At 45.4% G+C, this 14170-nt stretch carries 19 protein-coding genes; 1 reads left to right on the top strand and 18 read right to left on the bottom strand.

Annotation, left to right across the window (positions count from 1 at the left end; all coding sequences use genetic code 11):
• Positions 1–22 precede the first annotated feature (22 nt).
• From atpG to spoIIR, 16 genes are all read right to left on the bottom strand, one after another.
• Positions 23–886 carry an ATP synthase F1 subunit gamma gene (atpG, locus tag LWH95_RS16510; protein WP_003235766.1) on the bottom strand — a complete coding sequence of 288 codons (864 nt, stop codon included), beginning with the start codon at positions 884–886 and terminating at the stop codon, positions 23–25.
• 76 nt (positions 887–962) lie between these two features.
• Positions 963–2471 (bottom strand): F0F1 ATP synthase subunit alpha, encoded by a 1509-nt coding sequence (atpA, locus tag LWH95_RS16505; protein ID WP_232920004.1) that lies wholly within the window; start codon positions 2469–2471, stop codon positions 963–965.
• A 16-nt stretch (positions 2472–2487) separates the two neighbouring features.
• Positions 2488–3033 carry a F0F1 ATP synthase subunit delta gene (locus tag LWH95_RS16500; protein WP_003235770.1) on the bottom strand — a complete coding sequence of 182 codons (546 nt, stop codon included), beginning with the start codon at positions 3031–3033 and terminating at the stop codon, positions 2488–2490.
• Positions 3030–3542, bottom strand: coding sequence for a F0F1 ATP synthase subunit B (gene atpF, locus LWH95_RS16495; RefSeq protein ID WP_084991148.1), 513 nt, complete (start codon positions 3540–3542; stop codon positions 3030–3032). The genes LWH95_RS16500 and atpF overlap by 4 nt, the downstream gene beginning before the upstream one ends.
• A gap of 162 nt (positions 3543–3704) precedes the next feature.
• The gene (atpE, locus tag LWH95_RS16490) at positions 3705–3917 is read right to left on the bottom strand and encodes a F0F1 ATP synthase subunit C (protein ID WP_003151167.1); all 213 of its coding nucleotides are present in this window, start codon (positions 3915–3917) and stop codon (positions 3705–3707) included.
• Positions 3918–3962: 45 nt separating this feature from the next.
• Positions 3963–4697 carry a F0F1 ATP synthase subunit A gene (gene atpB / locus LWH95_RS16485; protein ID WP_003235776.1) on the bottom strand — a complete coding sequence of 245 codons (735 nt, stop codon included), beginning with the start codon at positions 4695–4697 and terminating at the stop codon, positions 3963–3965.
• 7 nt (positions 4698–4704) lie between these two features.
• A complete protein-coding gene (gene atpI, locus LWH95_RS16480; protein ID WP_003221899.1) occupies positions 4705–5088 on the bottom strand; it encodes an ATP synthase subunit I in 384 nt (127 codons plus the stop codon).
• 419 nt (positions 5089–5507) lie between these two features.
• The gene (gene upp, locus LWH95_RS16475) at positions 5508–6137 is read right to left on the bottom strand and encodes a uracil phosphoribosyltransferase (RefSeq protein ID WP_003235778.1); all 630 of its coding nucleotides are present in this window, start codon (positions 6135–6137) and stop codon (positions 5508–5510) included.
• A 134-nt stretch (positions 6138–6271) separates the two neighbouring features.
• Positions 6272–7519 (bottom strand): serine hydroxymethyltransferase, encoded by a 1248-nt coding sequence (gene glyA, locus LWH95_RS16470; RefSeq protein ID WP_003235780.1) that lies wholly within the window; start codon positions 7517–7519, stop codon positions 6272–6274.
• A 207-nt stretch (positions 7520–7726) separates the two neighbouring features.
• On the bottom strand, positions 7727–8269 hold the full coding sequence (locus LWH95_RS16465; protein ID WP_232920003.1) for a TIGR01440 family protein: 543 nt from the start codon (positions 8267–8269) through the stop codon (positions 7727–7729).
• 12 nt (positions 8270–8281) lie between these two features.
• Positions 8282–8731 carry a ribose 5-phosphate isomerase B gene (gene rpiB, locus LWH95_RS16460; protein WP_029316922.1) on the bottom strand — a complete coding sequence of 150 codons (450 nt, stop codon included), beginning with the start codon at positions 8729–8731 and terminating at the stop codon, positions 8282–8284.
• A 157-nt stretch (positions 8732–8888) separates the two neighbouring features.
• The gene (locus tag LWH95_RS16455; protein ID WP_232920002.1) at positions 8889–9341 is read right to left on the bottom strand and encodes a low molecular weight protein arginine phosphatase; all 453 of its coding nucleotides are present in this window, start codon (positions 9339–9341) and stop codon (positions 8889–8891) included.
• A gap of 75 nt (positions 9342–9416) precedes the next feature.
• Entirely contained in the window at positions 9417–9974 is a 558-nt protein-coding gene (locus tag LWH95_RS16450) for a manganese efflux pump MntP (RefSeq protein ID WP_003235788.1), read from the bottom strand.
• Positions 9975–10052: 78 nt separating this feature from the next.
• A complete protein-coding gene (locus LWH95_RS16445) occupies positions 10053–11093 on the bottom strand; it encodes an L-threonylcarbamoyladenylate synthase (protein ID WP_232920001.1) in 1041 nt (346 codons plus the stop codon).
• A gap of 150 nt (positions 11094–11243) precedes the next feature.
• The gene (locus LWH95_RS16440; protein ID WP_148982594.1) at positions 11244–11693 is read right to left on the bottom strand and encodes a GNAT family N-acetyltransferase; all 450 of its coding nucleotides are present in this window, start codon (positions 11691–11693) and stop codon (positions 11244–11246) included.
• Positions 11694–11759: 66 nt separating this feature from the next.
• Complete coding sequence (gene spoIIR / locus LWH95_RS16435; protein WP_003235794.1) at positions 11760–12434, bottom strand: stage II sporulation protein R; 675 nt, start codon at positions 12432–12434, stop codon at positions 11760–11762.
• A gap of 141 nt (positions 12435–12575) precedes the next feature.
• Between spoIIR and LWH95_RS16430 the strand changes: the two genes are divergently transcribed.
• Positions 12576–12938 carry a UPF0715 family protein gene (locus LWH95_RS16430; protein WP_060399714.1) on the top strand — a complete coding sequence of 121 codons (363 nt, stop codon included), beginning with the start codon at positions 12576–12578 and terminating at the stop codon, positions 12936–12938.
• Between the two features lie 16 nt (positions 12939–12954).
• On the opposite strand, the gene LWH95_RS16425 is transcribed toward LWH95_RS16430, so the two are convergent.
• Positions 12955–13242: a DUF5316 family protein gene (locus tag LWH95_RS16425; protein ID WP_232920000.1), complete on the bottom strand. Its 288-nt coding sequence runs from the start codon at positions 13240–13242 to the stop codon at positions 12955–12957.
• Between the two features lie 61 nt (positions 13243–13303).
• On the bottom strand, positions 13304–14170 hold the full coding sequence (gene prmC / locus LWH95_RS16420; protein WP_148982423.1) for a peptide chain release factor N(5)-glutamine methyltransferase: 867 nt from the start codon (positions 14168–14170) through the stop codon (positions 13304–13306).

The following is a 14170-nucleotide window of genomic DNA, read 5'->3' as shown; positions in this document are numbered from 1 at the left end:
TATCCCTCCTGACAAAATCTTTCTATTCTAAAGCGGCTGCTCCGCCGACAATTTCCGTAATTTCTTGTGTGATGGCTGCTTGGCGAGCGCGGTTGTAAGAAAGCGAAAGTGAATCGATAAGTTCCTTCGCGTTGTCTGTCGCGTTTTTCATCGCCGTCATTCTTGCAGCGTGCTCACTTGCTTTACTGTCAAGAAGCGCACCAAAGATTAAGCTTTCTGCATATTGAGGAAGCAAAACCTCCAGAACCTCCTCTTCAGACGGTTCAAATTCATAAGACGCCGTTCTCTTTCCGCCGCCGCTGCCCAAATCAGATAACGGCAGAAGTTTTTTCTCCGTTACTTCTTGAGAAATGGCGCTGACGAAATGGTTATACACAAGGTGCAATTCATCAAACGCACCATCTATAAACATTTGGATCGTTTGTCGGGCAAGGTCCTTAATTTCTGTAAACGTTACTTCATCTCCAAGTCCTGTTAACTCAGAAATGATCGGAATCTCACGTTTCTTAAAGAAATCACGGCCTACTCTTCCGATGACGATCACCGCATACTCATCCTTAGACTGATGACGTTCTTGCATGGCCTGATAAGCACTTCGTAAAACCGAACTGTTAAAAGCGCCGGCAAGACCGCGGTCAGACGTAATGACAAGGTATGCCGTCTTTTTCACTTCTCTGCTGAGAAGCATCGGATGCTTTACGTTGCCGGAAACTCTCCCGACATTTGACACAACCTCTTGGATCTTATCCATATATGGCACAAATGATTTTGCGTTGTTTTCTGCACGATTCAGCTTAGCCGCAGATACCATCTGCATGGCTTTTGTAATCTGGCTCGTTTTTTTTGTTGACGTGATCCTTGACTTAATATCGCGTAATGAGGCCAAAGATTTCACCACCTTTTCTCTTCATCTGCGTAAAAAGAGAGAAAAAGAGAACCTTTTTCTCTCATCAGCATTCGAGTTAGTTGCTTGGTGCAAATGTGCGTTTGAAGCCTTCGATTGCAGCATTGAAGTCTTCATCAGCAGGAAGGTTTCCTGTTTTCGCAATTCCGTCAAGCAGTTCTTTATGGTTTTGGTCAAGGTACATGTAGTACTCTTCTTCAAAACGTCTGATATCCGCTACAGGAATATCATCAAGATGTCCTTTTGTCAGCGCATAAAGAATGGCTACTTGCTTTTCAACCGGAAGCGGCTTGTTCAGATCCTGCTTCAGCACTTCAACTGTACGCGCACCGCGGTTCAGTTTCGCCTGAGTCGCCTGGTCTAGGTCAGATCCGAATTGAGCGAATGCTTCCAGCTCACGGTATGACGCAAGGTCAAGACGCAAAGTTCCTGATACTTTTTTCATCGCTTTGATTTGCGCTGAACCGCCGACACGGGATACAGACAATCCGGCATTGATCGCTGGACGTACGCCTGAGAAGAACAAATCAGATTGCAGGAAGATCTGTCCGTCGGTGATGGAAATTACGTTCGTCGGAATATAAGCAGAGATATCTCCGGCTTGTGTTTCTACGAACGGCAGAGCTGTAATTGATCCTGCGCCTTTCGCGTCGCTAAGCTTTGCTGCACGCTCAAGCAGACGGGAATGAAGGTAGAATACATCCCCAGGGAACGCTTCACGGCCTGGCGGACGGCGAAGAAGCAAGGACAGCTCACGGTAAGCAGCCGCTTGTTTAGAAAGATCATCGTATACAACAAGAACGTGCTTGCCGTTGTACATAAATTCTTCTGCCATTGTAACCCCTGCATACGGAGCCAGGTACAGAAGCGGTGCCGGCTGTGACGCAGACGCCGTTACAACGATTGTATAATCAAGCGCGCCGTGCTTACGCAATGTTTCTACTACGCCGCGGACTGTTGATTCTTTTTGACCGATCGCAACGTATACGCAGATCATGTCTTGGTCTTTTTGGTTCAGAATCGCATCGATCGCAACAGATGTTTTACCTGTTTGACGGTCACCGATGATCAGCTCACGCTGGCCGCGGCCGATTGGGATCAGTGCATCGATCGCTTTAATACCAGTTTGAAGCGGTTCATGAACAGATTTACGGTCCATAACGCCTGGTGCAGGGCTTTCAATCGGACGTGTTTTGCTTGTGAGGATCGGGCCAAGTCCGTCTACCGGCTGACCTAATGGGTTCACAATACGGCCGATTAGTTCCTCACCGACAGGAACCTCCATGATGCGGCCTGTTCTTTTTACTTCGTCTCCCTCACGGATCTCACTGAAAGGTCCTAAGATGACGATACCTACGTTTGATTCTTCAAGGTTTTGAGCCATACCCAAAACACCGTTTGAAAACTCGACAAGTTCACCGGCCATACAGTTGTCAAGGCCGTGTACACGAGCAATACCGTCACCGACTTGGATGACTGTACCTATGTCTTGAACTTCAATATCAGATTGATAATTTTGTATTTGCTGTTTTATCAGCGTGCTAATCTCTTCAGCTTTGATGCTCACTTAGGTTTCACCCCTTCTATCGATTTTCCCCGGCTAGTTGACGTTCAATGCGCTGAAGCTTTCCGCTTACGCTGCCGTCAAAAATCCGGTTTCCAATGCGGACTTTAATGCCGCCTATTAAATCCGTCTGCACTTCATTTCTGATTCTAAGTGAAGCGACTCCGGCTTTATTTGCAAACACTTGTGATAATGATGAAATCTCCGCATCCGTCAGCGGTTTCACTGAATATACGATTGCGTCTTCTGTTTGGCGAGCCTCATTTGCGAGTTTAATAAACTCATCTGTGAGATCAGGCACAATCGCTGCCCGATGGCGGTCAATCAAAAGAAAAATCGTATTGAGCACGGACTGTGACAAAGAGCCAAATGCATTCTGAATCAGCTCTTTTTTCTTCGCAGCCGGCACCTTCGGATGGTTTAACACATCATTAAGCGCTTTTTCATTTTGAAATACTTGTTTTACAACGGTTAGCTCTTCTTCTACTTGATTCAGCTGAGCGGACTCATTGGCAATATCAAAAAGAGCTGACGCATATCGTTTTGAGACAGCTGATCCACTCATCGGCTTTCTCCTACCTCTTTAAGATAGTCCTGGATCAATTTCTCTTGAGCTTGTTCATCCAGTTCTTTTTCGATCACTTTCGACGCAATCATGACAGAAAGAGACGCTACTTGCTCACGGAGAGCAGAAACCGCCTGTTCTTTTTCCTTCACGATTTCAGTTCTTGCTGCTTCTTTCAGACGTTCAGATTCTGCACGCGCAGCCTGAATAATCTCTTCTTTTTGCTTATCTCCCAGTTTCTTTGCGTTTTCGATAAGAGTTTGGGATTCCTGTCTTGCTTCTTTTAAAAGAACGCGCTGCTCATCAATCAGCTGCTGCGCTTCTTTATTTTTTTCTTCAGCAGACGTAATTTCTCCAGCGATGTGGTCTTCACGCTGTTTCATTATGTTTAATAGCGGCCCTAAAGCGTATTTCTTCAGAAGCGCTAATAAGATTAACATAGCTAACAGTTGGAACAGGATATCTCCGCCGTTAAACGAAAATCCTAGTTCAAGTGGTAATTGAGACATCTACTACGGCAACTCCCTTCTGCAGGTTTTTCTTTGCTGATCCAGCAGCCGCACTTGTCTCTTTTCAGCCGGCAAGGCGGGATGCTTATCAGACATAAAGCAATGGCGAAGGTTCTCTTGGAATGATCTTCGCCATTTTTAGTTCATATAAGGCTTTTATGCTTAGCCAAAGAACGCTAAGAATGCGATAACGACAGCGATAATAGGAAGGGCTTCAACTAATGCGATACCCATGAACATAAGAGTTCTAAGTTCTTTACCTGCTTCCGGCTGACGGGCAATCCCCTCTACCGTACGTGAAACAATCAAACCGTTACCAATACCTGCACCAAGTGCGCCTAAACCAATTGCAATCGCAGCTGCTATTAAATTCATGAAAAAGTTCCTCCTTTAAAATGTTATCCGTTTGGATATAATGTTTTAATGATCATGACTGATTTTATGAGACATGTACACCATCGTCAGCATTGTAAAGATAAACGCTTGGATGGCACCTATAAATAAACTGAATGCCTGCCATGCCAGCATCGGCAGAATGGCGCCGAGTGTACCGACAAGACCGAGAGCCACGCTTTGTGAATAATGGCTTGTCGCCAATCCCGCAAGCAGGCCGAGAAGAATCTCACCGGCGAAGATGTTACCATAAAGCCGCAACCCGAGAGTCAGCGTATTCGCAAACTCTTCGATGATTTTCATCGGGAGCATGAATGGAACAGGTCTTAAATAGTCTTTGGAATATTCCTTGAGTCCTTTCATCTTCACACCATAGTAATGGGATAAAGCAACAACCATCACGGCTAGCGTTAATGTAATGGCAGGATCGGCTGTCGGAGATTTCCACCAGAGCTCATGTCCGATTGTAATAGAGAACGGCAGCCCCAGCATATTCGACACAAATATGTACATCAGCAATGTGACACCAAGTGCCAAGAAGTTAGCCCCTGTTTTCAAATCCATTGTACTGCCGATAATATTGCGGACGAAATCAACAACCCATTCCATAAAATTCTGGGCTTTTCCGGGACGGATCGAAAGCGTTCTTGTCGTTAATATAGCAATCAATAAAACAATCACACTCGCCACAGTAATCATCAGAATGTTTGTCAGATTAAAAGTAAGACCTAGAAATTCAATAGTTCTGTATTCATGATTCAAAGGGTTTTCACCTCTCTTCCATTGATGAACGTTTAAGCTGGATAAAGGAATCTATCATAATGACAGGGTATATTGTCATTAATCCAATAACTGTACTTGCCATATGAAAATGCTCGGGATTTTTATAGGCGACAGCCGCAGCAAGAATCGCATTGCACCACCGCGCTGCGCTCCCAAGAGATCGTATGGACTTTCCTTTCTCAACGGCTCTGTCAAAGGCGTTCATTCTCCTGACGAGCAGTAAAAAATTAAACAAACTGAAAACAGTTCCCAGAATAAGGCCTAAAAAAACGGTTTTATACGCTGTTAAACCATAACCCAGTACATACACTGCCAAAATGAACAATAAGTATTTGCGTTGTCTGCTAAATGTAAGCTTGGGATCGTCCATCAATTATCTGTCTCCTGATGAAAAAATAATGTATAGCTTAGATACGGCATAAATCAGCGGTTAACCCTAGTAGAAGACCTTTTTTGTCCGGCAAAACGGGCCTGTTCGAAAAAATCATTCATCCGCAAGCCTTGCAGGGATGCTGTTTCATTCGCTTAAATAAATCCTCATAATACGGGTTTGCTGAGAGGATTTACATTGAGGATGAGGACTATAATGAAAGCTATGAAAACCTTCTCATAATACCCTCGTTTAGCATACAATAGCCCCTAACATGTGTCAATCTGTTTAAAGTTAAAAAACTTTTTATACTTTACGTCTCCACAGAATGTTCACATTTTCACCTATAATTGTATACAGATTCACCGAATAGCAAAAAACTGGATAAAAAAAGAAACCCCCTTTCGGGAGTTTTCCTTTTATTTTGTTCCAAACATACGGTCTCCTGCATCTCCGAGACCGGGAACGATATAACCTTTTTCATTTAATTTTTCATCAAGGGCCGCGATGTAAATATCCACGTCTGAATGATGCTTCTGCAATTCTTCCACACCTTCAGGCGCAGCTACGAGACACATGAAACGGATGTTTTTCGCACCGCGTTTTTTCAGGCTGTTAATCGCTTCAACTGCGGAACCGCCTGTAGCCAGCATCGGGTCAACCACGATGAATTCACGTTCTTCCACATCAGAAGGAAGCTTCACATAGTATTCCACGGGTTTTAAGGTTTCAGGATCACGGTACAGACCGACATGTCCCACTTTTGCCGCAGGGATCAGTTTTAAGATGCCTTCAACCATTCCTAAACCTGCTCTGAGGATAGGAACCACTCCAAGTTTTTTTCCTGAGATGACTTTCGATTTCGCAGTCTGAACCGGTGTGTTGATATCCACTTCCTCTAGAGGGAGATCACGGGTAATTTCAAACGCCATAAGCGTGGCTACTTCGTCTACAAGCTCTCTAAAATCCTTCGTGCCTGTCTCTACATTCCGAATATATGTCAGCTTGTGCTGAATTAAAGGATGATCAAATACATAAACCTTTCCCATACAGTGTTTCAGCTCCTTTTTTATTGTCCCATCGACAATTTCACACTTCTATTGATTCTACAAAAAAAGACATTGAGTTTCAAGGACATCGTCAAAAAACCCGCCGGGCATAAGCCCGAGCGGGTTTTTCAATCTTAGTAATCTAATTCTTTATATAGAGGGAACTTGCCAGTCAAAGCAGCTACGCGCTGTCTTGCTTCTTCAAGTTTTCCTTCATCTTCGTGGTTTTTCAATGCAAGCGCAATGATGGCACCGACTTCATCCAATGCATCTCCGTCAAAACCGCGGCTTGTCACAGCAGCTGTACCAAGACGGATACCGCTTGTTACGAAAGGTTTTTCCGGATCGTATGGAATTGCGTTTTTGTTAGACGTAATACCGATTTCATCAAGCACATGCTCTGCAACCTTACCTGTCAGTCCGAGAGAACGAAGGTCAACAAGGATCAGGTGGTTGTCAGTTCCGCCTGAAACGAGCTGGATGCCCTCTTTCGTTAACGCTTCAGCCAGGCGTTTTGCATTTGAAATGACGTTTTGTGCATATGTTTTGAAATCGTCCTGCAATACTTCGCCGAATGAAACAGCTTTTGCGGCAATAACGTGCATCAGCGGGCCGCCTTGAATTCCAGGGAAGATCGATTTATCAATTTTCTTGCCGAACTCTTCACGGCAAAGGATCATACCGCCACGAGGTCCGCGAAGTGTTTTATGTGTTGTTGTTGTAACGAAATCAGCGTAAGGAACCGGGTTTGGATGAAGGCCTGCCGCAACAAGTCCTGCGATATGCGCCATATCCACCATGAAGTAAGCGCCGACTTCATCAGCAATTTCACGGAATTTCTTAAAGTCGATTGTACGAGGATACGCACTTGCTCCTGCTACGATAAGCTTCGGCTTATGGGCAAGGGCTTTTTCACGCACGTCATCGTAATCAATATATTGAGTTTCTTTATCTACGCCATACTCAACAAAGTTATATTGAACACCGCTGAAGTTGACTGGACTTCCGTGTGTTAAATGGCCGCCGTGGGAGAGGTTCATCCCAAGTACAGTATCGCCTTGCTCCAAAATCGTGAAGTACACTGCCATGTTTGCTTGTGCGCCTGAGTGCGGCTGAACGTTTACATGCTCCGCTCCAAAGATCTCTTTCGCGCGGTCACGAGCGATATCTTCAACAACATCGACGTGCTCACATCCGCCGTAGTAGCGTTTGCCCGGATATCCTTCAGCGTATTTATTTGTCAAAACAGATCCTTGTGCTTCCATAACCGCTTCACTTACAAAGTTCTCAGAAGCAATCAATTCGATCTTAGTCTGTTGGCGTTCACGCTCATTTTTAATGGCGTTAAACACTTGTTCGTCTTGCGCAGGTAAATGTTTCATCAGCGAGATCCTCTCCTATCCGTATCCTGTTCTTTGTTTTTACCACCACTATTGTACATGGTTTTTTAGGCCGATGTAAAAGATTATTTTTAAAAAATCAAAATTTTTATTGGTAAAAACGAATATTGATAACTTAAATTTAAATTAAAGTTCGGGATTTATTTTACTGCCTTAAAAATAAAAGAAAAGACTGGCCACGCAGTCCTTTCATTCGCACCCATAAACCGCCCGCACTCCGCCGATCAGTTTCGGCCGCGTGCGCGCTAATGTCACATGTGCTGACCCGAGACTGTTTTGAGCAACACGCACAGGGACAGCTACCGGCTTCAAATGCATGCCGATAAATGTATCGCCGATGTCTATTCCGGCGTCAGCCTGAATGGTTTCGACAAGAACAGGAGACTTCATCTGCTTAAACGCATAAGCAGCCATCGCCCCGCCCGCTTTTGGAACTGGTACAGCAGAAACGGCCGGAAGCCTAAACAGCTGAACCGTCTCCTCTTCAACTACAAGCGCTCTGTTCAAATGCTCACAGCATTGAAATGCCAGATGGATACCCGTTATTTCCTTGAGCTCAGCAAGTCCGCTGTAGATGCTTTCCGCAATGTCTTCGCTGCCTGATGTTCCGATCCGGCTGCCGGCCACTTCACTCGTGCTGCATCCAAGGACAAAGAGCTGATCTTGTTTCAATCCTGCTTGTTCCTGAAACTCAGACAGCATCGTCTTCCACGTTTGTTTGATCTCACTCATCGAACAGCACCCCTACAGGTTTTTCTCTTCATAATCTGAGATTTTCCCGATGCGCTTTTGATGTCTTCCGCCGGTAAACTCAGTAGTCAGCCAGATTTCTGCGATTTCCCGCGCCAAACCAGGGCCGATCACCCGTTCACCCATCGCGAGGATGTTTGTGTCATTGTGCTCTCTCGTTGCCTTTGCGCTGAATGTATCGTGCGCCAGCGCGCAGCGGATGCCTTTGACTTTATTAGCGGAAATGCTCATGCCGATTCCTGTCCCGCAAATTAAAATGCCTCTGTCAACTTCGCCGCTAACCACTTTTTCGGCCACCGGAAAAGCATAATCCGGATAATCGACAGATCCGCTGCCGCAGTCACAGCCCATATCAATATATTCAATTTGCAATTCGTCCATTAACTCTTTGATTTCATTTCGAATGTGAACGCCGCCATGATCCGATGCTATGGCTACTTTCATCAGCTTTTCCTCCCCAGCGTGTGTGATGCGGCCCGCTCGCTTTGTTGACCGCGCAGCCTGTCCGCTCTTTGATTCACACCATATGATGTGCTTTTCACTATATTCTACTCCTTCACGCAGGATTTGCAAATGACCTGTTTGCAGATTTTCTGACAACTTACCTGCTGTCTTTTTTCAGCTGTTTTGCCAGCTGCCGAAGAAGATCTTCAAGCTCATCTCTCGTTTGTTTATAGATGTCAATTGAGCCGCCAAACGGATCGATGACATCCCCATAGCTGCCTGTGACGTATTCTTTTAGCGTGAATACTTTATCACGATAACGTCCAAATTGGCTGACAATGATCTGTTTATGCTGATGGGTCATAGCCAGAACCAAATCAGCCGCTTCCATATGTTCTTCAGTTAATGGAGAAGATACATGATTAAGGGCAATGTGTTTTTCAAACAGCGCTTCGACTGCATGAGGCGTCGCTCTCCCATTAGGCGAAGCAAACACGCCTGCCGAGCGGACACTGACATTCAGCCCCTCCGCTTCTGCAATTGATTTAAAAAGCGCCTCAGCCATTGGGCTGCGGCACGTATTTCCAGTACAGACAAAAATAATGTTCATGTCAGTCACCCCTTATTTTTCTCTATTATATATGAAGAAAAAAGAAACGGCGACTTCGTTTCTTTTATTGGTATATTAAATTGGCAAAAGCAGCTTTAGGCCGAATGCGATTAATATGATGCCCCCGAGCGCTTCGCTGTATGTGCCAAGCCATGACTGCACTTGTTTTCCGATCAGCAGGCCCAGCCATGTCAAAATCATGCTGAACAGCCCGAACAGGGTAATTGTGAGGAGCGGATGCGAGCCGTATATCCCCAAGCTCAAACCGACGGAGAAGCTGTCAAGGCTGACGCCGACGGCAAACAGCAATAAGCCCGGCCCTGCCGGCGACATAAGTCGTTCTTCTGACTGTTTAAAAGAAGCCATAAGCATTTGAACCCCAAGAACAAAAAGCAGCGAACCCCCGATATAAACCGCTAACACGCCGAGGAGCCCTGACAGCATGTTACCGGCCGCCATCCCCCCGAGAGGCATGATAACGTGAAAGAGGCCGATGATAAAACCAATATAGAATATCTGCTTTTTTCTGAGTTTGACCATGCCCATTCCGAGACCGACAGAAAAAGCATCCATCCCTAAAGCAAACGCCATGATGCTTAATGTAATCAGTTCGCCTATGAACAAATCCGACATACATAAATAACCCCCTTGGACACGCCCCGCTTTTTTAGCCTATGCGTGTCCAAAAAGGGTTAGAACATCTGACTGTGTTCAGCGAATCACTCTTCCTCCGGCGGCTTTCATCAGCCTGTTCATAATGGCGAGTCCGACGCCAGTGTCCGGAAAGGATTCTGCGATAATAAAATCCACCTTCTTCTCATCAAAGCTGCGTAAAGCATCATACAGCCCTGCCGCAACAGTCTCAAGCTGAGCCCGTCTGCCGCAGCTCTTCACATAATCAGCGGAATAAACGCCCGCGTTTTCTTCTGTCGTCAGGACACCGACCCGTCTGCCGCCCTGTTGATATTCTTGAATGAGGTGCTGAATGCGCTCCGGGTTGCCTTCGCAAATCGCAAGCGGCGCTGTCGGCGCGTAATGTGTATATTTCATCCCCGGGGAAATCGGCTTCTCATTTTGATCGCTGAGCCCTTTATCCACAAGGATCGGTCCGATCTCCGCTTCAATTTGTTCTTTCGTAATGCCGCCCGGGCGCAGAAGAACAGGGATGTCGCCAGCACATGAAAGTACGGTTGATTCAACCCCAATCCCGGTAGGGCCTCCGTCCATAATTCCGGCTATGCGGCCATCCAAGTCATAGGCCACATGTTCCGCCTTTGTCGGACTTGGCTTCCCTGATAGATTGGCGCTCGGTGCTGCAATCGGCAACCCCGACTCGCGAATCAACGCAAGAGCAAGCGGATGATCCGGCATTCGAATAGCAACCGTTTCAAGCCCTGCCGTTACACGAGGTGAGAGTGCACCAGGTTTGCAAGGCAGAATGAGCGTGAGTGCTCCCGGCCAAAACCGTTTTATCAATGTTTTCGCTTTTTCCGGCGCTGGACCCGTTAAATCATCAAGCTGGCTAATGTCCGCAATGTGGACAATCAGGGGATTATCGCTCGGCCGCCCTTTCGCTTCATATATTTTTTTGACGGCATCTGTGCTTTTCGCGTTTGCACCGAGGCCGTATACCGTTTCTGTCGGGAACGCAACAACCTCATTTTCCCGGAGCAAAGCGGCTGCTTGTGCAATTTGTGGATCATTTGTGGATAACTCATCAGTTACATCCACAAACCATCTTTTCGTTTTCATTTCTGACCAAACTCCTTATTCACAACAATAAAACGATAGTTTTACGCGTGTAATCCTTTTGAAAGTATAAAAGATGTCCTGTAATAAAACAAGCGTTATCCACAAATTGTGGACAACGCTAATGAAGAAGTGGATAAGTATGTGTATAAATCACACTGATCCAGACGGTTTTTTCATCAAGACGGCCCCTTCCGTTTGCCGCGATTCACAGAAATGATCAGAAGAAAACAGCTCTTCCGGTACGCTTTCAGCTCGTTCAAATCCCATGGCCGTCAGGAAATCAGCAGAGGAATGCTGATTCGCTATTAAGTATACTGTTTTGATCTGATGCTTTTCGCACAGCAACTCCATGCTCTGAAAGAGTGTCACAATATGACCTTGGTGAAGCTTGTCCGATATCACAAGTGATCGCAGCAGCCCTTGATCACAGCTGATTTTTTCAATTCCGAGACATCCCGCAATGTTTTTCTCGCTGTCCTCCAGCATAAGAAACTGGGTGAAGCCTTCTTTCACGCCTTCATAATTGGTTTTCGCCTGTTTTAGAAATTCCTCGAGCACATCTCCGTCTTTTTCCCTTGCCACCCGCAGTTGATAAAACATCCGTTCACCCCTTTTTTGCATTCTTTCTTCCAATCTATGAGGCAAATCTATTTTTAGACCAGGTGATTAGGAAAAAAGGTCGGAAATCCATTCGACTAAGAAGAATTTCACTTCTGTGCCGTCTTCATTCTCTTCCTTCTCTTCTTTTTTGGCTTTTTCCGCTTTAGCGGTTACGTCCTCAAGCACTTTTTCAGTCTGCTTTTTTGAGGCTTCTTGATCTTCTTGTTCTTTTACGGCTTCTCCGTTGGAAAAATCGAGAAAGCAGAGCGGCGGGAACAGCACACACCACCAGTTGGCGCCGTCTCCATTTCCAAGCGTAATCAGAATCGCTTCATACTCGCCAGCGGGATATACCATATTGCCGTAAAGCTTTGTCGGAAATGAGATTTTGTCAAAATCAACGGATATCGATTGGTTTGCTCCTTCTTCTTCCATTGTTTCCTTTGCAATTTCTTTGATTTCAGGCAGCTTTGAGCGAATCACACGCCGCGCTTCTTCTATAGAAGTGATATCCTCTACCCAGGTTGTGATTTCTTTATTGACCGCGTCTCTGATATGCCGCTTTAATTGCTGGTCCTGATTACTATCGCTGTTTGCCAATATTCTCAGGCGAATCGCCTCATCCGGTATGACCACCGGCTGATTTTCTGATTGCTGTGCCGTCTCTTCTTTTGCCAGCCCTACAAGTGCTCCGGATAATAAAAGAAAGATATATATACAAATGATTACTGTTTTTTTCATCGGTCCCCACCGTTCCTCTCCGTGCTTTATTTCTAGCCCTATTATGGACAAGGAGAGCCCGGGGTAAACGTGCAGAGTGAAAAAAATCTAGCAAGCTGTTAATCTTATTTATGGTACGATAGTGTTTTAGGAGGTTTAAAGATGAAATATAATTATACAGTGCTGTTATCAGCCTTCACAATGTCGGTTCTTTATTCAATTATTTATATCCATTCATTCATCATTGCCGCTCTCATAACGATGGCATTTTATTTTCTGTTTCCTTATTTGATATTCGCTCTGCCGCTTCAATTCATGATGAATAAAAAGCCGAAACGGTTCAGCCCTTTGTATCTGCTGTATTACCTTGTAGCAGCTTTTATTGCCAACGCGATCATTTTCGGCGTGCTGCAGCCTTCGGGACAATCTCTGCTTCAAAATATGGCCTTCTATCTTTTCGCTGTATTAACAGCTCTTGTCTATTGGATATGGGATTCTGTTTTACTCCAAAAAAAGGAAGCCTAAGAGGCTTCCTTTTTCATTAAAACAAAACCGTCAGCAAATAACATAGAATAGAAGGTATCGCCGCGACAAAGAAAGCAGCCGCCATTTTCAAGCGGGATGTACGGCCTTCTTTGGTTTCTGAATGGTAGTTTGCCCGCTGATCACTTCCGCTTACAGCCAAACCCGATATGATGATCGCGAGCCCAATCAAAACGAGAGACGCAACGCCAAAAATCGCTTCATATGAAAGAGCCTGCGGAAAAATGGTGCCAATCATGCTCTCAATCGCAATGAACAAGATTCCTGCTGTCAGGGCCTTTTTCATCCTTTACATCCCCTTTGCTGGTGTTAAAACAGCTTGATTCATCAACTCGCCAGCAAGCTGCTTATTTATTTTTATGAATCACAGCGCATATGGTTCTGTCTTTTCCGTTAATATCTTTCAGCACTTCCACTTCCGCATGTTTAAACGCCTTGAGGATCAGTTCTTTGACCGCTTCGCCCTGTTTCCATCCGATTTCAAAAACGACAAACACTTTCTCCTTCATGACAAGCGGGATGTCTTCCATAAACCGCTTATAAAATTTCAGCCCGTCTCCGCCATCAGTGAGAGCGTGCAGCGGCTCATGAAAACGGACAATCTCTGATAGGTCAGCCATTTCTTCTTCTGAAATATAAGGAGGATTTGAGACGACAATATCCGCTTTTTTTCCTGCCTTAATAAAAGGCTCAAGCAAATCACCCTGATAAAAGCGCACATCCGCTCCGAGCTTTTCCGCATTGGCAGAGGCGACTTGCAGCGCTTCTTTTGAAATATCAACCGCCGACACCGAAAAGTTTTTGTTTTCAAGCGCAAGCGTGACGGCTATCGCGCCGCTTCCTGTCCCGACGTCGACGACATCAAGCCGCCCGTCTTCCGAAAAGACATGCCGATATTTTTCAAGCAGATAATAGACAACCTCTTCTGTTTCCGGCCGCGGGATCAGCACGTCATCATTCACCATAAATTCCCGTCCGTAAAAAAACTCTTTTCCGATAATGTACTGAACCGGGACGCCCTCTTTATGCATCTCAACGTGACGCGTAAAGCGATACAGTTCGTCTTCGCCAATCGGTTCCTGTAAGCTGGCGAGCAGCTTGCTTCTGTCCATTCCGGTATCATAAAGCAAAAGAAGCTCAGCCGCATTTTCTTCTCTTCCCGCTTCGGTTAAATAAGAAGAAGCCCATTTCAGGGCTTCAAATATCGTCTTCAT

The sequence above is a fragment of the Bacillus sp. G16 genome (genome assembly GCF_021282335.1).
In the GTDB taxonomy this organism is placed as follows: Bacteria; Bacillota; Bacilli; order Bacillales; family Bacillaceae; genus Bacillus; species Bacillus inaquosorum.
The sequence above is the reverse complement of the archived record's forward strand: the minus strand, read 5'-3'. Positions and strand labels throughout refer to the sequence as shown.